Genomic DNA, 19,396 nt, shown 5'->3' on the forward strand with positions numbered 1-19,396 from the left:
CAGGGCCCGCCGAGATTGCGCGACCGTGCGTCGACTGGTTTCCTCAGGTGTGCTGTCCCCCGAACCCGTCCTCCGGGCCGAGAGAAGGAGCTGAGCGTGGCCGAGCGCGCCGGTACCGCGACCGGCGACATGCTGAGGCTGTTCGCCGACGGTCGACCGCGCACCCGCGCCGAGCTGGTCGAGGAGACGGGCCTCGCGCGGACCGCGGTGATGACGCGCCTGGAGCAGTTCTTCGAGCTCGGACTGATCGCGCACCTCGACCGCGCTCCGTCGACCGGGGGCCGCCCGTCCGCGCGCCTCGTCTTCGACCCGGCCGTCCGCTCGCTCCTGGCCATCGACCTGGGCGCGGCGCACTCGACCATCGCGCTGACCGACTTCGACGGCCGCATCATCGCCGAGCGCCGCGAGGAGCTCGACATCGCGCAGGGCCCCGTGGCGGTGCTCGGGCACGCGCTCGACGTCTGCGACGGGATCCTCGCCGCGGCCGGCGTCGACCGCTCCGCCCTCGCGGGAATCGGGGTCGGCGTGCCCGGCCCGGTGGAGCACGCGAGCGGCCGCCCGGTGCGCCCGCCGATCATGCCCGGCTGGGACGGCTTCGACATCCCCGCCTTCGTGCGCCGGCGCTACGACACCACGGTGCTCGTCGACAACGACGTGAACCTGCTGGCGCTCGGCGAGCGGGCCTCGCGGTTCCCGCACGCCCTCGATCTGATGTTCGTGAAGGTCGGCACCGGCATCGGCGCGGGCATCGTCTCGTCCGGGCTGCTCCAGCGCGGAGCCCTCGGCTCCGCGGGTGATCTCGGCCACGTCCAGGTGCCGCGCACGGCCCCGGCCGCGGCGGGCGGTCAGGAGGGGGACCTCGAGGCGGTCGCGGGCGGCTCCGCTCTGGCCGCCGGGCTCGCCCGGGCGGGCCGCGACGTGCAGTCGGTGCGCGAGCTGATCGACCTGCTGAAGGCGCGCGATCCCGAGGCCGTCGAGGCGGCGCGGATCGCGGGCCTCCAGCTCGGCGAGGTGCTGGCCACCTGCGTGAGCCTGCTGAACCCCTCCGTCATCGTGCTGGGCGGCGCGGTCGCCCTCGCCAGCCCGGAGATCCTGACGGCCGTGCGCTCGGTGATCGACGAGCGCTCCCTCCCCCTCGCGACGCAGCGGCTCGACGTGGTGACCGCCGAGCTGGGCGGCAGCGGGGGCGTGCGCGGTGCCGCGCTGATGCTGCGCGGGCACCTGCTCAGCCCCGCCGTGGTGGACGGCTTCCTCGAGCAGCTGCGCGCCGAGGGGCGGGCGGTCCGCTAGAGCGGCGGCCGCGCGCCCGGAGACGGCGGGCCGCGCCGGCGCGATCCCCCGCGGACCGCGTCGGCCGCACCCGGTCAGGAGCGGACCTCCGCGCGGTCGGCGTCCTCCGGCTGGGCGCCGAGAGCGGCGGCGACGGCGGCGTCGATGCGCGCCTGCTCCCCCGCGGCCCGGCGGCGGCGGCGGACGACGGTCAGCACGATGAGCCCGATGAGCAGGGCGAGGAGGAGCACGGCGCTCCACGGCACGGCCGCGGCCGAGGTCTCGGCGGTGGCGACCGGCACGTCGGGGACGACGACGGCGGAGTCGGCCTGCGCGGCCTGGTCGGCGGTGACGACGGTGCCCGAGAGCGCGGCGCGGGCGGTCGCGACGAAGAGCGGCCAGACTCCGGCGACGGTCACGGTGCGCGAGACGGAGGTTCCGGGGAGGAGCTCGGGCAGCGGCTCCGGGTCGGTCGCGGACACCGGCGCGAGGCCGAAGAGGCCGGCGACGCTGATCTCGGCGCCCGGCGCGATACGGGTGTTGCCCGCGTTGGTCACGGTGTAGTCGACGGTCGCGGAGCCGGGGGCGAAGGGGTTCCAGCCGCCCTGGTACGAGACGGCGAGGCCGTCGATCGACAGGCGCGGGGCGAGCTCGCCGCCGACGCGGAGGTACATGCGCGAGCCCAGGCGCCGGTCGACCGAGACTCCGGTCTCGCCCTGCACCAGGATCGAGGAGACGACGCCCGCGGCGTAGTCGCCCGGGGTCACGTCGTCGGGGACGACGACCTCGAACGGGACCTGCACGCTCTCGCCGGCGGGCACGGTGACCTCGGGCTCGGGGAACGCGATCCAGCTGCCCAGCTGCGTCGAGGGCTCCGCGGCGGGGAGCAGGTCGAGCTGGCCGGCCTCAGTGATGAAGCCGTCGGAGCCGTAGACGCGGAACGTCTGCTCCTCGTCGTCGTAGTTGGAGACGATCAGGGCGTCGCTGAGGCGTCCGCCGGGATCGAGGGCGTACGCGTAGTTCGGCCGCTCGCTGCCCTGCTCGGTGTCGGCGGGGCGCACCCCCCAGGTGACCGGCGTGGAGGCGGGGTCCGCCTCCTGGGCACCCGCCTGAGCCGAGAGGCCGCCGGCTGCGAGGAGCGTCATCAGCAGCAGGGCGGCGGTGGTGCGGGAGGTGCGTGGCATGAGCGACATCGATCAGGCTTCCGTTGCAAGGGGGGGATGCCTCCCCGCGGGACGCCGCTCCGGTACGCGGCACGCCGAGCGGGGCGGACCGGAGTGGCGTCTCGCGGGGAGACGGGGGGAGGGTGGGGCGGCCCGGAGGCCGCCCCACCGGTGCTAGCCGAGCGCGGTGAGCGTCAGCGTCGCGGTGTAGGTGCCGGTTCCGACCGAGAGCGGGAGCTTCAGGTCGAGGTCGGCGCCCAGGACCGAGGATCCGGTCGGGTGCTGCGCCGCGGCGGAGCCGAGGACGCGGGGCGTGGCGAGGCCGTTGCCCGAGTCGAACCCGGAGGGGACGGCTGCGCCGGCGACGGCACCGCCCGTGTTCTCCAGGACCTCGGGGGTCCAGCCGAGGTGCTTGCCCGAGAACGTCTTCTCGCCGGAGCGGAAGTCGCTCAGCTGGCCGGTGACCGACCAGGCCGGGCCGTTGAGGCGGGTGTCGGTCACGCGGACCGGCACGAGCTCACCGGAGGCGGCGAAGTGGTCGCCCTGCTCCTCGGCGACGCCGAGGTTCACCAGGTTGCTGGTGCCCTCGAGCGTCCAGGTCAGCTCGCCCTTGTTGGCCTCGGGGACGATGACGGCCACGGCCTGGTCGCCGGCCGCCGCAGCGCCCGCCGCCGTTCCCGTGAAGGTGCCGTCGACTCCGGCGGCGGTGTTGCCCGCACCGAAGTTGACCGCCGGCGCGTTGTCGGCGAGCGCGATGCGCCCGCCGACCGTCGAGCCCGCGAGCTGGACGTTGCCGGAGTTGCCCGAGAGCGTGAGGTTCCCGCCCACCGTGTTGCCGAGGGCCGAGGCCGAGCCGTCCTCGTTCGCGCCCAGGAGGACGCCGCGCGAGGAGCCGGTGACGGCGAGCGAGCCGCCGACGATGGCGCCCTGCACGTTCACGCCGAAGTCGCTGCCGGCGAAGGTGGCGTCGCCGCCGACGCTGGTGCGGTCGACGTCGACGTAGTTCGCCGCGTCGGTGCTGACCGAGCCGTCGACCGAGAGGTCGCTGAACTCGACGTCGATCCCGCCGGCCTCGACCATGCCGCCGACCGTGAGGTCGCGCAGGTAGAGGAAGCCGTTGCGGCTGCCGTCCGAGAACGACACGACGTCTCCGCCGACGCTGGTGCCGTCGATCGAGATGCCGTACGCATCGGTGCCGATCACGTCGCCGCCGATGGTCGCCGAGGTGGCGTCCAGCCAGGCGTCGTCGCCGACGATGACGTTGCCGGTGACGGTCACGTTGCCGAGCACGCAGGTCTGGCCCGCGCCGACGTTGAGGTCTCCGGTGATCGTCTGGTTCCCGAGCTCGGTGGCGCAGTCCGTCGTCGCCGCGAAGGCGGACGGTGCGGCGACCATCGCGAGGGAGGCGGCCGCGAGGACCGCCGTGGGCGTCTTCCACTTCATGGGGGTTCTCCTCGGTGCGCTCGTGCGCGTCGTGCTGGTGGTGGTGCTGTCGGTGCGGCGCGCGCGGCGCGAGGTGCGCTCAGCCACGGAGCGCAGCGATCGCGGAGTAGCTGCGGGAAGCGGCCTCGAGGGAGTTCCCCGTGCTCGGCGGCGTCGTCAGCGTGGGAGCCGTGTCCTGCTCCCAGACGCCGAAGCGCTGGCCGCGGTCGCGCAGCTCCGAGAGGAACGCCTGGTAGGGCAGGTTGCCCGCACCGAACTCGACGATGTCGTAGCCGTTGGTGTTGGCGTTGTTCGTCTTGCCGTCCTTGAGGTGCAGGATCGGGTAGCGGCGCGGGTTGCGCTTGATGTAGTCGAGCGGCTCGAAGCCCGGGTAGAGCTTCTTGCCGACGTACGCCCAGTAGACGTCCATCTCGAGGTACACGTGACGCGGGTCGGTGTTGTCGTAGAAGAGGTCGTACAGGCGGGTCTTGGGGTCGTCCGTGGCGAACCCGAACTCACCGGCGTGGTTGTGCTGGTAGAGCTTCATGCCCGCGGCCGAGACCTGCTGGCCCCACTTGTTCCACTCCTCCGCGGCGGCGAGGTAGCCCGCCTTGGTGTTGACGTTGGTCGGCGCGTTGCCGGTGCCGAGGTGCGGCGTGCCGAGGATCTGCGCGATCTCGATCTGCTTGCCCAGCTCCGAGCGGAGGAGGTTGGTGCCGACGTGCGAGCCGACGGCGCGGAGGCCGTTGTCGTCGAGCAGCTGGCGGATCTGCTGCGGGGTGATCGCTCCGACGTTGCCCTGGGTGTACCCGGCGAACTCGATCTCGCTGTAGCCGATGCGGCCGAGCTCCTCGAAGACGGCCCGGAAGCCGAGCGACGAGACCTTGTCGCGGACGCTGAAGAGCTGGATGCCGATGCGGTTGATCGGGACCAGGCGCGTGGATCCGGACGAGGGCGCGGGGGCGGCCGTGGCGGGTGCCGCGAGGGCTCCCGCTCCGACGCCGACCGCGACGGTCGATGCGGCCAGGGCCGTCATCAGCGAGCGCCGGCTCATCGGCTTGGCCGTGATGGATGCGTGGTGGTGGTGCATCATTTCTCCTTCGAAATGGCAGATGGTGCAGGGGGTGGGGGGCCGGCCGGCCCGGTCGAGCCGGCCGGCCCCTGCGCGGGGGCTACTGCTGGACGGTGAGGTTCAGCAGCGCCGACGCGGCGTTGGTGTCCGCCGTGGCGGTGTGGGTGACGGTCAGCTTGTAGCTGCCCGCCGCGAGCTTCGGGAGCGTCACCACGACGTGCCCGTTCTCGTCGAGGGTCCCGGTGAGCATCGCGACGGTGGAGAGGTTCCTCTTCACCATCACGCTCACCTGACCGGTGCCGGCGACACCCGTCGAGGACTTCGCGTCGACCGTGACCTGCGCGCTGGCGCCCGGCTTGACCGGGTTGGGCGAGACGGTCGCGGTGAGCTCCGAGGCGGCCTTCGAGACGATCAGGCGGGCGGTGCCCTCCGAGGCCTTGAAGGTGGCGTCCGAGCCGTACGCCGCACGGAGGGTGTGGGTGCCGGCGCCGAGGGTCTTCGGCAGGGCGAAGGTCGCCTTGCCGTCCTTCAGCGTCGCGCGGCCCAGCTCGGTGGCGCCCTCGTAGAGGACGACCTCTCCGCCGGGGTTCCCACCCTGACCGGTGACCGTGACGGTCGCCTCGCCGGGTGCCCCGAAGGTCACGCGGGGAGCCGAGAGCGCCACGGTGGTGGTCGACGCGGCGGTCGGGGCGTTCGCCGCGGCCAGGTCGATCGTGAACTTCACCGTGCCGACCGCCGAGACGTTGCCGCCGGTGTCGGTGGCGCGGTACTGGATCGTCCGGGCGCCGTTCGTGGTGAACGGGACCGTGTACGCGCCGTTGACGGCGCGGACCGTGGTCCACGTCGTGCCGTTGTCGGCGGAGTACTGGACGGTGGAGATCGCTCCGTTGTCCGTGGCGGTGAGGCCGAGGGTCACGGGCTTGTTGTAGACGCCGCCGACGCCCGCGGGCGCTGCCGGGTCGAGGGTCGCCGCGACGGTCGGAGCCGTCTTGTCACCGGCGCCGGCACCCTGGAAGGTGAGGGAGTCGAGCGACAGGCCGCTGGGCGAGGTCACGTAGAGCGAGCCGGTGCCGCGGGGGACGTTGGTGCCGAAGGGGACGAGGACGTCCTTCCAGCCGGCTCCCGCGGGGATGGTCGCCGTTCCGAAGGGCGCTGCGTCGGCAGCGTTCCAGCGGAGGTCGACGGTGCCCTCACCGGTGGCGCGGACCACGACGCCGGTCAGGTTGGCGAAGTTCACCGGGTCCCAGCGCAGGAAGGATCCCGCACCGAGTCCGCTGACGGCGTTGCCGCCGCTGGCGGTGGTGTCCGCGTAGGGCAGGACGCCCTCACGGGCGGCGTGCTCCGCCTCCTGCGTCTTCGGGTTCAGCCGCAGCGTCGCCTCGGCCGCAGCCGGGGGCAGGCCGTTGAAGCCGCCGTCCGTGTAGGTCACGACGACGGTGCCGTACAGCAGCGCGCCGGGGCCGTGCTCGGGCGAGTCCTTGGACGTCGGGAACGCTCCCTTGGCACCGGTGCCGGTGACCTCGGGGTGGGCGTGCTCGTCGTGGCCGAGGCCGTAGGTCCAGCCCACGCGGCTGCTGACGATCTGGTCGCCGTCCTCAGCGTCCTTGCCGGTCACCTGGTAGGGGATCGCGTCGCCCCAGCTGAAGAACGAGCCGTTGCCGGGCGTCTGGATCTGGATCTGCGGCGCCTGGTTGCCCACCGAGATGACCCGCGAGGTCAGGCTGAACTTGCCCTTGGCGTCGGTGACGCGCAGACGGGCCGTGAACTGTCCGAGCTCGGTGTAGGTCTTCTTGACGGTCACTCCGGTGGCGTCGAAGGTGCCGTCGCCGTCGAAGTCCCAGTCGTAGGTGAGCGCGTCGCCCTCGGGGTCGGTCGATCCCTTGGCGTCGAACGTGACCTCGAGCGGGGTCTGCGAGGCGGACAGGGGGGTCGCGGTGAAGCGGGCCTGCGGCGCCTTGTTGCCCTCGGCGTAGTCGATCCGGTACAGGCCCGCGTCGGGGTTGGCGCGGAAGAATCCGTCGCCGTACTCGATCACGTACATCGACCCGTCGGGGCCGAACTCCATGTCCATCGGGTTGTCGTGGATCGGCTGCGCGGCCTGGCTGAGCGCCGCGTTGGGGAGGAAGTCCTCGATGTGCGTGACCGCGCGGTCCTCATCGAGCGTGAACGCCGCGATGTAGTCCTGCGAGAACTCGCCGAAGAAGGTCTTCTTGTCCCAGTACTCCGGGAACTTCGACGTCGAGGTGTTGTCCGCGTCGAAGTGGTACACCGGTCCGCCCATGGGGCCCTGGCCGGTGCTGGTCCCGAAGTTGACGAGCTCGTCGAACGGCTGGTCGCCGGGGTTGTCGCCGTAGTAGACGGTCGCCGCCTTGGCGTCCGGGATGTCGACGAGGCCGGTGTTCCAGCGCGAGTTGTTCTTCAGGTTCTCCGGGTCGAAGAAGCCGCGGGGCGTCGACGTCTCGAAGTTCCACTCGTTGTACGGCGCGTTCGGTCCGTGGACGTAGGGCCAGCCGGAGTTGTGCGGCTCGTCCAGTCCGGTCGCGTTCCACTCGACGAGGCCCATCGGGCCGCGGACGCCGTCGGCCGCAGCGGCCTTCGTGGCGTCGGGGCCGTAGTCGCCCCAGGAGAGGGTGTTCGTCTCGGCGTCGACGTCGATCTTGAACGGGTTGCGGACGCCCATCACGAAGATCTCGGGGCGGGTCTTCTCGGTTCCCACCGGGAAGAGGTTGCCGTCGGGGATCGTGTACGAGCCGTCCTCCTGCACGGTGATCCGGAGGATCTTGCCGCGGAGGTCGTTCGTGTTGCCGGCGCCGCGACGCGAGTCGAAGCCCGGGTTCATGCGGGGCGCGTCGTTGTTCGGCGCGAAGCCCGCGGCACCCGGAGCGCTCGCCGGCGTGTTGTCGCCGGTGGAGAGGTACAGGTTGCCGTCGGCGTCCCAGTCGAAGTCGGCACCCACGTGGCAGCACTGCCCGCGTTGGGTCTCGATGTCGATGATCTTCTGCTCGCTCGCGAGATCGAGGCCCGAGCCGGTCCACTTGAACCGGGAGAGGCGGTTGATGCCCTTCCACTGGTCCCAGTAGCTGTCGGTCGCGCCCTCGGGCAGCATGTTCGGAGCCGCGCCGGTCGGGGTGTTCCCGGGGGGCGCGTAGACGAGGTAGACCCACTTGTTCTCGGCGAAGTCGGGGTCGATGCCGACGGACTGCAGTCCGTCCTCCGAGTTCTGGTACACGGGGATCGTGTTGACGACACGGGTGGTGCCGGTCTTGGGGTCGGTGTGGCGGATCTCGCCGTTCCGAGCGGTGTGGAGGACCGACTTGTCCGGGAGGACGGCCAGGTCGAGGGGCTCGCCGACGTTCTTCGTCAGCAGGACCTTCTCGTAGTTGCTCCAGTCGAGAGCGGATGCTCCGCCCTCGGAACCGTGGTCCACTCCGTCGTGGGCCGAGGCGGGCAGGCCGAGGGCGGTGAGTCCGGAGACCGTCACCATCCCGGCGATGCCGAGTGCGAGAAGACGCCTGATGCTTCTTCTCGAGGATCGCTTACCATTCATGCGTGATGTGATTCCTTCAATGAGGTGTTCATCGCAGAGGCCGGGTCCGTCGCTGTCCGCACGACTGAGCGGATCCGGTCTCCTCCTGTCCGGCCCTGGGGCCGGTGTCTTGCACTCCTCCTCCTCTCGCGGATGCCGGTGGCGCTGCGCTGCGGGTCGTCAGTGATCCCGGGGCGGCGCCGAGGTGGGGGTCGGCGCGGGATGGTTCCCGCGCCGACCCGGGCTGGTGGGGCCGATCAGGACTCGAAGGCCGAGGGCAGGTACTCGGAGACGTTGTCCTTGGTGACGACCGGCGCGAAGAGCTGGATCTGGCGGGGGACGCCGAGCGAGCTGGTGTCGGCCATCGACTTGTTCTGCTCGACGAGGCGGGCGAGCTTGATGCCGTCCGCGGCCTGGGTCGAGGGGTAGACGACCGTGGCCTTGACGACGGAGTCGTCGGCCTCGATCGCACGCATCACGTTGGCCGATCCGGCGCCGCCGACGAAGAGGAACTCGTCGCGTCCGGCGGTGTCGATCGCCGCGAGGACGCCGACGCCCTGGTCGTCGTCGTGGTTCCAGATGGCGTCGATCTTCGGCGCGGCCTGGAGGAGGTTGGCCGCGGCCTGCTCTCCGCCCTGGACGGTGAAGTCGGCGGCGACGCGGTTGTCCACGTCGAGTCCGCAGCCCTCGAGCGCGTCCGAGAAGCCCTGGCTGCGCTCCTGAGTCAGCGGGAGGGAGTCGATGCCGGCGATCTCGGCGACGACGGCGTCGGGGTTGTCGCCGAGCTCCTCGCAGATGTAGGTGCCGGCGCTGACGCCCATGCCGTAGTTGTCGCCGAGGATGGTCGATCGGGCGGCGAAGGGGCTGGAGAACTCGCGGTCCACGTTGATGACGGTGATGCCCGCCTCCATCGCCTGGGTGGCGACCTGCGTGAGCGCCGCTCCGTCGATCGGCAGGAGCACGATCGCGTCGACGCCGTCGTTGATGAAGGTCTCGACCTGGCTGATCTGGAGGTTGACGTCGTTGGTCCCCTCCGCGGTGCGGAGCTCCACGTCGTCGTACTTCTCGGCCTCGGCGATGGCGGCGCGGCTGACCGCGCCCATCCAGCCGTGGTCGGCGGCGGGAGCGGTGAAGCCGATGACGACGTTGTCGCCGGAGGCGTCGTTGTCCGAGGCGGCCACGGCGGCGGCGGTCCCGCCGGAGGCGGCGTTGCCGGTCTCGACCGGGGCGTTCGAGATGCAGCCGGTGAGCATCAGCGCGACGGCGCCGAAGGCGACGCCGGCCGAGCCGAGTCGGGCGGTGCGGGAGAGGCGGCTGCGGGTGAAGGGGCGTGCGGGCATGGAAGTGATCTCCTTCGATCGATCCGAGGGGTCCGAGGGCACACGTGTCCTGCGGAGAGGTGACCTGAGTGGTCGGGTGGGTTGCTGTGTGTGGAGGAGCGGGGCCGGAGCCCCGGGGTCAGGACTTCCTGCCGCGGGCGGCGAACCGCTGCTGCAGCAGGACGGCGGCGACGATGATCGCGCCCTTCGCGACGGCCTGAGTCGAGGTCGACATGTTGTTCTGCGTGAACACGTTGGTCAGGGTCGTGAAGATGAGGACGCCGAACACGGTGCCGACGATGGTGCCGCGGCCGCCGGCCAGCAGCGTGCCTCCGACGACGACCGCCGCGATGGCGTCGAGCTCGTAGAGGAGGCCGTTGGTCGAGCTGCCGGCGGTGGTGCGGGCGAGCATCATGACGGCGGCGATGCCGGCGGTGAGCCCGGCGAGGCCGTAGACGTACATGGTGTGGCGGCGGACCTTGATGCCGGCGAGGCGGGCCGCCTCGGGGTTGCCGCCGACCGCGATGGTGCGGCGGCCGAAGGTGGTGCGGTTGAGCAGGATCCAGCCGGCGACGGCGACGACCACGAAGATCAGCACGAGCACCGGGATGCCGAGCACGTCGGCGCGGAAGAAGTCGAGGAACGGCGTGACCGTGACGACCTGCGTCTGGCGGTTCGAGATCAGCTCGGCGAAGCCGCGGGCGGCGACGAGCATCGCCAGGGTCGCCATGAAGGCGACGACCCGGCCGTAGGCGATCAGCGCGCCGTTGATCAGGCCGCAGACGAGGCCGACGACGACCGCGGTGAGCACGATCACCAGCCAGGAGGTGTTGGCCGCGTAGTACTGGGTCGAGACCGTGCTCGCCCAGACCGTCGCGAGCCCCATCACGGAGCCGACCGAGAGGTCGATGCCGCCGGAGGTGATGACGAAGGTCATGCCGATGCTCAGCACGCCGATGACGGCGGCGAGGCGGAGGATCGTGAGCACGTTGTCGACGCTGGCGAAGCGCTCCCCCGCGGTGGCGAATCCGACGACGCAGAGGATCACCAGCGCGAGCAGCAGCCCGACGTTGCGGCCGAGGGAGCCCTGCATGAGGCGGGCCATCCCGGAGCGGGAGTCCTTCGAGGGCACGCCCCCGGAGGAGCCTCCCGTCGCGGCCGACGCGTGACGGGCGGCGTCCTCCTGCGGACCGCCGATCGACGGCGACGCGGTGTCGAGCTGTCCGCTCACGCTGCACTTCCTTCCATGACGAGATCGAGCACGCGGTGCTCGTCGATCGAATCGGCCGGGCCCTCGTGGACCACGGCGCCGTCGGAGATCACGAGCACTCGGTCGGAGAGTCCGAGGACCTCGCCGATCTCGCTGGAGACCACGAGCACGGCGGCGCCGTTGGTCGCGAGGTCCCTGATCAGGGTGTAGATCTCGGCCCGTGCGCCGACGTCGACCCCGCGGGTCGGCTCGTCGAGCAGCAGGACGCGGCAGCCGCGCACGAGCCAGCGGGCGAGGAGCGCCTTCTGCTGGTTGCCTCCGGAGAGGGTGCGGGCGTCGCGGTCGACCCCGGAGGGCCGCAGGTCGAGGGAGACCGCCTGCTCCGCCGCCGCCGCGCGCTCGGAGCGCTCGTCGAGGAAGCCGCGCTTGGCGAAGCGGTCGAAGGTCGAGAGGGTGATGTTGCGGTAGACCGGCTCGTCCAGGAGCAGGCCCTGGCTCTTGCGCTCCTCCGGGCAGAGGCCGATGCCGGCGTCGACCGCCGAGGTGACGGATCCGGCGCGCAGGCGCTTGCCCGCCACGCTGACCGTCCCGGTGCTGGCGCGGCGCGCCCCGTAGATGGTCTCGAGGATCTCGGAGCGGCCGGAGCCGACCAGCCCCGCGAGGCCGACGACCTCGCCGGCGCGGATCTCGAGGGAGACGTCCGAGAAGGAGCCCTGCAGGCCCAGCTTCTCGACCTTCAGCAGCGTCTCGGCCTCGACGTCGAGCTCCTGGCGGTCCGGGAAGACGTACTCGACGGCGCGGCCGGTCATCAGGGTGATGAGCTGCGAGGTGGGGGTGTCGGCGACCGCGAGGTTCTGCGCGACGGTGGCGCCGTCCTTGATCACGGTGATCCGGTCGCCGATGGCGCGGATCTCGTCGAGGCGGTGCGAGATGTAGACGATGGCGACGCCGGAGGCGGTGAGCTGGCGCACCACGTGGAAGAGGTTCTCCACCTCCTCGGAGTCGAGCACCGCGGAGGGCTCGTCCATGATGATGACCCGCGCGTCGTGCGAGAGGGCGCGGGCCATCTGCACGATCTGCTTGCCGGCGGCGGAGAGCGTGCCGACCTCGCGGTTCGGCGAGATCTCGGAGTGGCCGAGGCGCTCCATCAGCTCGCGGGTGATCCTCGTGGCCTTCGCCCGGGCGGTGAAGCCGCCGCGGGAGAGCTCGTGGCCGAGGAAGATGTTCTCGGCGACGGAGAGGCCGTCGACGACGTCGAGCTCCTGGTACATCGTCGCGATGCCCAGGGCGAGGGCCGCCGTCGGGGACGGGATCGTGACGACGTTCCCGTCGACGAGGATCTCGCCCTCGGTGGGCTGGTGGGCCCCGGCGAGGGTCTTGATGAGGGTGGACTTGCCGGCGCCGTTCTGGCCGAGGAGGCAGTGCACCTCACCGGGTCGGACATCGAGGTCGACGCCGTCAAGAGCACGGGCGCCGGGGAAGACCTTCACGATGCCGCGCATCTGCAGAAGCAGCTGCTGAGACTCGTCGGAGGTGCGGGGAAGAGGCTGTGCAGCAGTGCTGCGGGGGTCTGCGGTGACCATGCGGATGAAGCTACTTCCACTTACGTCGCGGGTCAAGCAAAAGTTCTGAACCGATTCGAAGGCGGTTCGAGTGATCGCCCAGTCGCCCGGAGGGCTTCCTGCTACCGCGTCAGGGCAGGGATCCGCGGGATTACGCGACATCTGACGGCGGCTGTTGAGACATTCCGTCCGTGATAGAGCGCTCTCCGAACCCTATGAACGTGCTCATGTCCGTGCAGCCCGGGCGCGTCGCCCCGGGGGCGGCCTCGCCGAGCGCGGTAGCGCCCGCGCCCCGACCCGTGGCAGGGTCGTACGGCCGACGAAAGGACGACGATGTCGAACGACCGAGCCCTGCGCGTCGCGATGGTGGGGACCGCCTTCATGGGCCGCACCCACTCGCACGCCTGGCGCACCGCCTCCCGCTTCTTCCCCCTCCCCCTCCGCCCCGAGCTCGCCGTGCTCGTGGGGAGCAACCCCGACTCGACCGCCGAGCGCGCCGAGCGGCTGGGCTGGAGCGAGGCCTCCACCGACTGGCGGGCCGTCATCGCCCGCGACGACATCGACCTCGTCGACATCTGCACCCCGGGCGACACCCACGCCGAGATCGCCATCGCGGCCCTCGAGGCCGGCAAGCACGTGCTGTGCGAGAAGCCCCTCGCCAACTCCGTCGAGGAGGCGGAGCGGATGGTCGCCGCGGCCGCCGCCTCCGGGAAGGTGGCGATGTGCGGCTTCAGCTACCGCCGCACCCCGGCCCTCGCCCTCGCGAAGCGCTTCATCGAGGAGGGCCGCCTCGGCGACATCCGCCACGTGCGCGCCCAGTACCTGCAGGACTGGCTGTCCGACTCCGAGGCGCCGCTGACCTGGCGCCTGCAGAAGGAGCGCGCCGGCTCGGGCGCCCTCGGCGACATCGGCGCGCACAGCATCGACACCGCCCAGTGGCTGACCGGCCGCGGCATCACCTCGGTCTCGGCGACGCTGCGCACCTTCACCACCGAGCGCCCCGTGCTCAGCGAGCAGGTCGGCCTCGGCGGCCGCGCCGGTGCCGACGCCCCGCGCGGCGCCGTGACCGTCGACGACGCCGCGGCCTTCACCGCCTCCTTCGAGGGCGGCGCCCTGGGCGTCTTCGAGGCGACCCGCGTCGCGACCGGCCGCCGCAACGCCAACCGGATCGAGGTGAACGGCGAGCTCGGCTCGATCGCGTTCGACTTCGAGCGGATGAACGAGCTCGAGTACTACGATGCCCGCGACCCCGAGGAGGCGCAGGGCTTCCGGCGCATCCAGGTCACCGAGCCGGCGCACCCGTACATGTCGGCCTGGTGGCCGACCGGGCACGGCATCGGCTACGAGCACCTCTTCACCCACCAGGTCGTCGACCTCGTCGAGGCGATCGCCGGCGGTACCCCCGTCACGCCCACGTTCGCCGACGCCCTCGACGTGCAGCGCGTCCTCGACGCGGTCGCCACCAGCGCGGGCGCGTCGTCCGTCTCCACGCCGGTCGCCCGCTGACCCGACCGTCCCCTCCCCGCGAGATGCCGCTCCGGTACGCCTCCCCCGGCGTGTCGCGTGCCGAAGCGGCGTCTCACGGAAGGGGGCGGCGGGCGCGGGGAGTCACAGTCGGCGCCGCGCGCCGATCCTGCGCCATAATGCGCCTATGAGCAAGAAGATTGACGCCGCGCATCGCGCGCTGGTAGACGCCCTCGACAAGCACGCCCGACTCGTCTCGGACAAGGAGTCGAAGCCGCGGAAGGTCGAACGGGCCGGAGCCGAGCTCCGCGCCGCGACGAAGGCGTACGCCGCGCTCGTGTCCGCGCGCACCGGCGCCGCGAGCCCCTTCGCCGACCTGGCCGACCCCCGCCTGGACAAGCCGACCATCGCGTCGCTCCGGGCCGAGCGCGACGCGATCGCGAAGAGGATCGCCAAGCACGAGGCGTCGGCGGGCGAGGACGGCGCGCTCGCGAGCTGAGCGGCCGCCACGGCGCGGTCAGGCGGTGAGCGCGCGCCTCCGCTGCCTCCGAGTCGCCGTGTTACGCGCGGGTTCCGCGCGGGTCCGAACGCCTTCGTAAGGTGATCCCCGGGATCCGCGCAGTCGCGGCGCCGAGCGACCGGAGGCCGGTCGCAGCGCCGGCGGTGACCAGCACCGCTCGGTCGGCGCCGAGTGCCCGGATCCTCTCCACGGAAGGATCCCCACAGCCATGACCCTGCGCACCCGACTCCTCGCGACCTCCGCGATCGCCGCCTCCGCCGCCCTCCTCCTCGCCGGCTGCTCCGGCGCGGGCGGCGGCGACGACACCGTCCGCATCGGCGTGGTCGGCGCGAGCGACCCCTACTGGGCCACCTACGAGAAGGCCGCCGCCGACGCCGGGATCGACGTCGAGATCGTCGACTTCAGCGACTACAACCAGCCCAACCCCGCCCTCACCGAGGGCGAGATCAACCTCAACCAGTTCCAGCACATCGCCTACCTGGCGCAGTACAACACCTCGGCCGACGCCGACCTCGTGCCGATCGGCGCGACCGCGATCTACCCGCTCGGCCTCTACTCCTCGCAGTACGACGACGTCGCGGACATCCCCGCCGGCTCCACCGTCGCGATCCCCAACGACGAGACCAACCAGGCGCGCGCGCTGCTGGTGCTGCAGTCGGCCGGGCTCGTCGAGCTGAAGGACGGCGGCGGAGTGCTCTCGAACGTCGACGACGTCGAGTCCTCCTCGAAGGTGGAGGTCACCGCGCTGGAGGCCTCCCTCACCCCGACGTCGCTCCCGGACGTGGCCGCCGCGATCATCAACAACGACTTCATCGAGAACGCGGGCCTGAAGGCCTCGGACGCGATCGCCCAGGACGACCCGAGCGACCCCGCCTCCCTGCTCTACACGAACATCTTCGCCGCCCGGGCCGACGACGCCGAGAACGAGACCTACACGAAGCTCGTCTCGATCTACCAGGACAGCCAGGACGTGCTCGACGGCGTCTCGGAGCAGTCCGGCGGCACCGCGGTCTTCCTGAAGACCCCCGCCTCCGAGCTGGAGACCTCGCTCGAGTCCGCCGAGACCGACATCTCCGCCGCCTCCTGACTCCGGCATCCGCGGCACCGCGCCGGTCGGGTCCTCCGCTCGCGGAGCTCCCCTCCGGCGCGGTCCCGCGCCTCCCCCGCAACAGAAAGGGCGCCCCGTGCCGCTCATCCGCATGACCGACGTGCGCAAGGTGTACCCCGGCGCAGGGCGCGGCGCCGCCCCGACCGCGGCCGTCGACGGCGTGAGCCTCGAGATCGAGGCGGGCGACGTCTACGGCGTGATCGGCTACTCCGGCGCCGGCAAGAGCACGCTCGCGCGCCTCGTCAACGCTCTGGAGCCCGCGACCAGCGGCAGCATCGAGATCGACGGCCGCGAGACCGTGGGCCTGCCCGAGCGCGAGCTGCGCCGGCTGCGCCTGGGGATCGGGATGATCTTCCAGCAGTTCAACCTGTTCGGCTCGAAGACCGTGGGGCAGAACGTCGCCTACCCGCTGCAGGTCGCGGGCGTCCCGCGGGCGGAGCAGCGCGCCCGCGTCGACGAGATGCTCCGCTTCGTCGGCCTGAGCGACAAGGCGCGCAGCCACCCGGAGCAGCTCTCGGGCGGGCAGAAGCAGCGCGTCGGCATCGCCCGCGCCCTCGCCGCCTCCCCGCGCATCCTGCTGGCCGACGAGGCCACCAGCGCGCTCGACCCGGACACCACCGGCGAGGTGCTCGCCCTCCTCCGCCGCATCAATGAGGAGCTGGGCGTCACCATCGTCGTGATCACCCACGAGATGGACGTGGTCCAGCAGCTCGCGACGAAGGTCGCGGTGATGGAGTCGGGCCGCATCGTGGAGCGCGGGCCCGTCTTCGACGTGTTCTCGGCCCCGCGCGAGCCGGTCACCCGCCGCTTCGTCTCCACGGTCGTCCGCTCGGTGCCCTCGCCCGCGGAGGCGGCCGTGCTGCGCGCGCGCCACCGCGGTCGGCTGGTCACGCTCTCGTTCTCGGACGACTCCGCCTCCCAGGGCGACGTCTTCGCCGAGGTCGCGGCCGCCGGTGTGCCGCTCGAGCTCGTCTACGGCGGCATCACCGACGTCCGCGGGCGGGCCTTCGGCCACCTCACGGTCGCCCTCGACGCGCCGGACGGCGTCGTCGACCCCCTCCTCGCCCGCCTCGGCGGACGCGTCGCCCTCACGGAGGTGCCCCGATGAACGAGCTGATCCCGCTCCTGCCCAAGCTCGTCCAGGCGACCGGCGAGACGCTCTACATCGTCGCGCTGAGCCTCCTCTTCGGCGGGCTCGGCGGACTGCTGATCGGGCTGGGCCTCGCGCTCACCCGCGGCGGCGCCCTCTACGCGAACCGGGTGGTCCACGGACTGCTCAACGTGATCGTGAACGTGTTCCGGCCGATCCCGTTCATCATCTTCATCGCCGCGGCCCAGCCGCTGGCCCGGCTGGTGGTCGGCTCCGGCATCGGCACGGACGCGATCGTCTTCACCCTCTCGCTCGGCGCCGCCTTCGGCATCGGGCGGATCGTGGAGCAGAACCTGCTGACCGTGCAGCCCGGCGTGATCGAGGCGGCGCGGTCGGTCGGAGCGAGCCGGTTCCGTATCGTCCGCACGGTGCTGCTGCCGGAGGCGCTCGGTCCGCTGATCCTCGGCTACACGTTCGTGTTCGTCGCCGTGATCGACATGTCGGCGGTCGCCGGATACATCGGCGCCGGCGGGCTCGGCAACTTCGCGATCCAGTACGGCTACCGGCAGTTCGAGCCGGTCGTCACCTGGGCCGCGGTGCTCGTGATCATCGTGATCGTGCAGCTGGTGCAGCTGCTCGGCAACGTGCTGGCCCGCCGCGTCCTGCGCCGCTGAGGGCGCCCCCGCACGGCTGCGAAACGCCACCCCGGTACGCGACACGCGGGTGTCGCTGTACCGGAGTGGCGTCTCGCGGAGTGCCGTCCGCAGAGGCGGGAGCCGTCAGTAGCGCGGCTTGCGCTCCGGACGCTCGCTCGAGCGGCTCGGGCCGCTGGGGCGTGCGCCGCGGTCGGCGCCGGCGCGGCTCGGACGGCGGTCCGGCTTCAGCTCGATCAGCTGCCCGCTGATGCGGGTGTCGGCGAGGCGGTCGAGCACGTCCTGGGGCAGGTCGGCCGGCAGCTCCACGATCGAGAAGTCCGGGCGGATGTCGATGTGCCCGAAGTCGCCCCGGTTGAGGCCGCCCTCGTTCGCGAGCGCGCCCACGATCTGGCGGGGCTCGACGCGCTGGCGGCGGCCGACCTCGATCCGGTACGAGGCGAGGTTGCTGTTCGCCGGGCGCTGACGGCGCTCGGGACGCTCGCCCCGGTCGCCGCCGCGGTCGAAGCGGTCGCCGCGCTCGGGGCGGTCGCCCCGGTCGGGCCGGGAGTCGCGGTCCTCGCGCTCGCGACGGGCGAAGCGGGGGTCGTCGGGCGAGAGCAGCAGCGGCTCCTCGCCCTGCGCGACGATGGCCAGCGCGGCGGCGACGTCCGACTCGACCACGTCGTGGTGCTCGACGTAGTGGCCGATGATGTCGCGGAAGCGCTGCAGGCGCTCGGCGTCGGCGAGCGCCGCGGTGATCGCGTCGTCGAAGCGCGAGAGGCGGGTGACGTTGACGTCCTCGACGCTCGGCATCCGCATCTCGGTCAGCGGCTGGCGGGTGGCCTTCTCGATGGCGGCGAGGAGGCGGCGCTCGCGCGGCGTGACGAAGCTGATCGCCGCTCCGCTGCGCCCCGCGCGACCGGTGCGGCCGATGCGGTGGACGTACGACTCGGTGTCGATCGGGATGTCGTAGTTGACGACGTGGCTGATGCGCTCGACGTCGAGGCCGCGGGCGGCGACGTCGGTCGCGACGAGGATGTCGAGCTTGCCCGACTTCAGCTGCTCGACGGTGCGCTCGCGCTGGGCCTGGGCCACGTCTCCGCTGATCGCCGCCGCGGTGTAGCCGCGGGCGCGCAGCTTCTCGGCCAGCGTCTCCGTCTCGCTCTTCGTGCGGACGAACACGATCATGCCCTCGAAGTTCTCGACCTCGAGGATGCGGGTGAGGGCGTCGACCTTCTGCGGGTACGACACCATCAGGTAGCGCTGGGTGGTGTTGACGGAGGTCGTGGTCTTGTTCTTGACCGTGATCTCCTCCGGCTCCTTCAGGTACTTGCCGGAGATGCGGCGGATCTGCGCGGGCATCGTCGCCGAGAACAGCGCGATCTGCTTCTCGACGGGGGTGTCGGCGAGGATCGTCTCGACGTCCTCCGCGAAGCCCATCTTGAGCATCTCGTCGGCCTCGTCGAGCACCAGGAACTTCAGCTGCGAGAGGTCGAGGGTGCCCTTCTCGAGGTGGTCCATGATGCGGCCGGGCGTGCCGACGACGACGTGGACGCCGCGGCGGAGCGCGGAGAGCTGGGTGCCGTAGCCCTGGCCGCCGTAGACGGGGAGGACGTGGACGCCGCGGAGGCCGGACGCGTAGCGCTCGAACGCCTCGCACACCTGCAGCGCGAGCTCGCGGGTCGGGGCCAGCACGAGGGCCTGCGGCGTCTTCTGCGAGACGTCGAGGCGCGAGAGGATCGGCAGCGCGAACGCCGCGGTCTTGCCGGTGCCGGTCTGGGCGACGCCGAGGACGTCGCGGCCGGAGAGGAGGGACGGGATCGTCGCGGCCTGGATGGCCGAGGGCGTCTCGTAGCCGACCTCCTTGAGGGCCTTGAGGACCGGGTCGGAGAGACCGAGGTCGGAGAAGGTGAGCGTGGGGGCGCTCTCGGAAGCGGTGTCGGCTTCGGGGGCGGAATCGGGGGTATCGGTGGACGCCATGGTGCAACGGTAGTGCTCCGGCGGCACCGCCGTCCGAGGGAACCCCGAACGCTCGG

At 71.9% G+C, this 19,396-nt stretch carries 14 protein-coding genes; 6 read left to right on the top strand and 8 right to left on the bottom strand.

All coding sequences use genetic code 11. The features are described from left to right. Positions 1 to 96: 96 nt before the first annotated feature. Entirely contained in the window at positions 97 to 1,290 is a 1,194-nt protein-coding gene (locus C5C44_RS10670; RefSeq protein ID WP_244229502.1) for an ROK family protein, read from the top strand. Positions 1,291 to 1,364: 74 nt separating this feature from the next. Here C5C44_RS10670 and C5C44_RS10675 read toward each other — a convergent pair whose 3' ends face one another. The 7 genes from C5C44_RS10675 to C5C44_RS10705 all read right to left on the bottom strand — a co-directional run bounded on the left by C5C44_RS10675 (position 1,365) and on the right by C5C44_RS10705 (position 12,483). After that, entirely contained in the window at positions 1,365 to 2,453 is a 1,089-nt protein-coding gene (locus C5C44_RS10675) for a hypothetical protein (RefSeq protein WP_146078976.1), read from the bottom strand. Between the two features lie 153 nt (positions 2,454 to 2,606). Then, positions 2,607 to 3,875, bottom strand: coding sequence for a hypothetical protein (locus C5C44_RS10680; RefSeq protein WP_104335831.1), 1,269 nt, complete (start codon positions 3,873 to 3,875; stop codon positions 2,607 to 2,609). A 79-nt stretch (positions 3,876 to 3,954) separates the two neighbouring features. Next, complete coding sequence (locus C5C44_RS10685) at positions 3,955 to 4,944, bottom strand: sugar phosphate isomerase/epimerase (protein ID WP_258066718.1); 990 nt, start codon at positions 4,942 to 4,944, stop codon at positions 3,955 to 3,957. An 82-nt stretch (positions 4,945 to 5,026) separates the two neighbouring features. Then, positions 5,027 to 8,473, bottom strand: coding sequence for a PQQ-dependent sugar dehydrogenase (locus C5C44_RS10690; RefSeq protein ID WP_146084335.1), 3,447 nt, complete (start codon positions 8,471 to 8,473; stop codon positions 5,027 to 5,029). Positions 8,474 to 8,709: 236 nt separating this feature from the next. Further along, on the bottom strand, positions 8,710 to 9,792 hold the full coding sequence (locus tag C5C44_RS10695) for a substrate-binding domain-containing protein (protein ID WP_104222461.1): 1,083 nt from the start codon (positions 9,790 to 9,792) through the stop codon (positions 8,710 to 8,712). A gap of 118 nt (positions 9,793 to 9,910) precedes the next feature. After that, on the bottom strand, positions 9,911 to 10,876 hold the full coding sequence (locus C5C44_RS10700) for an ABC transporter permease (protein WP_104335849.1): 966 nt from the start codon (positions 10,874 to 10,876) through the stop codon (positions 9,911 to 9,913). Positions 10,877 to 10,998: 122 nt separating this feature from the next. Further along, a complete protein-coding gene (locus tag C5C44_RS10705) occupies positions 10,999 to 12,483 on the bottom strand; it encodes a sugar ABC transporter ATP-binding protein (protein WP_219812904.1) in 1,485 nt (494 codons plus the stop codon). A gap of 393 nt (positions 12,484 to 12,876) precedes the next feature. On the opposite strand from C5C44_RS10705, the gene C5C44_RS10710 reads away from it, so the two are divergent. The 5 genes from C5C44_RS10710 (at position 12,877) to C5C44_RS10730 (ending at position 17,399) form a co-directional block, all read left to right on the top strand. Then, positions 12,877 to 14,049 (top strand): Gfo/Idh/MocA family protein, encoded by a 1,173-nt coding sequence (locus tag C5C44_RS10710; RefSeq protein WP_104335832.1) that lies wholly within the window; start codon positions 12,877 to 12,879, stop codon positions 14,047 to 14,049. Positions 14,050 to 14,194: 145 nt separating this feature from the next. Continuing rightward, complete coding sequence (locus tag C5C44_RS10715; protein WP_104233529.1) at positions 14,195 to 14,506, top strand: hypothetical protein; 312 nt, start codon at positions 14,195 to 14,197, stop codon at positions 14,504 to 14,506. Between the two features lie 229 nt (positions 14,507 to 14,735). Next, positions 14,736 to 15,614 (top strand): MetQ/NlpA family ABC transporter substrate-binding protein, encoded by an 879-nt coding sequence (locus tag C5C44_RS10720; protein ID WP_104335833.1) that lies wholly within the window; start codon positions 14,736 to 14,738, stop codon positions 15,612 to 15,614. Between the two features lie 97 nt (positions 15,615 to 15,711). After that, positions 15,712 to 16,743, top strand: a complete 1,032-nt coding sequence (locus tag C5C44_RS10725; RefSeq protein WP_258066478.1) for a methionine ABC transporter ATP-binding protein — start codon at positions 15,712 to 15,714, stop codon at positions 16,741 to 16,743. Then, on the top strand, positions 16,740 to 17,399 hold the full coding sequence (locus C5C44_RS10730) for a methionine ABC transporter permease (RefSeq protein WP_104233527.1): 660 nt from the start codon (positions 16,740 to 16,742) through the stop codon (positions 17,397 to 17,399). Before C5C44_RS10725 ends, C5C44_RS10730 begins: the two co-directional genes overlap by 4 nt. Positions 17,400 to 17,504: 105 nt before the next feature. Here the strand turns inward: C5C44_RS10730 and C5C44_RS10735 are convergent, their stop codons facing one another. After that, positions 17,505 to 19,340, bottom strand: coding sequence for a DEAD/DEAH box helicase (locus C5C44_RS10735; protein ID WP_104335834.1), 1,836 nt, complete (start codon positions 19,338 to 19,340; stop codon positions 17,505 to 17,507). Between the last annotated feature and the right edge of the window lie 56 nt (positions 19,341 to 19,396).

It is taken from the genome of Rathayibacter sp. AY1F6 (assembly GCF_002932035.1).
Taxonomy (GTDB): Bacteria; Actinomycetota; Actinomycetes; order Actinomycetales; family Microbacteriaceae; genus Rathayibacter.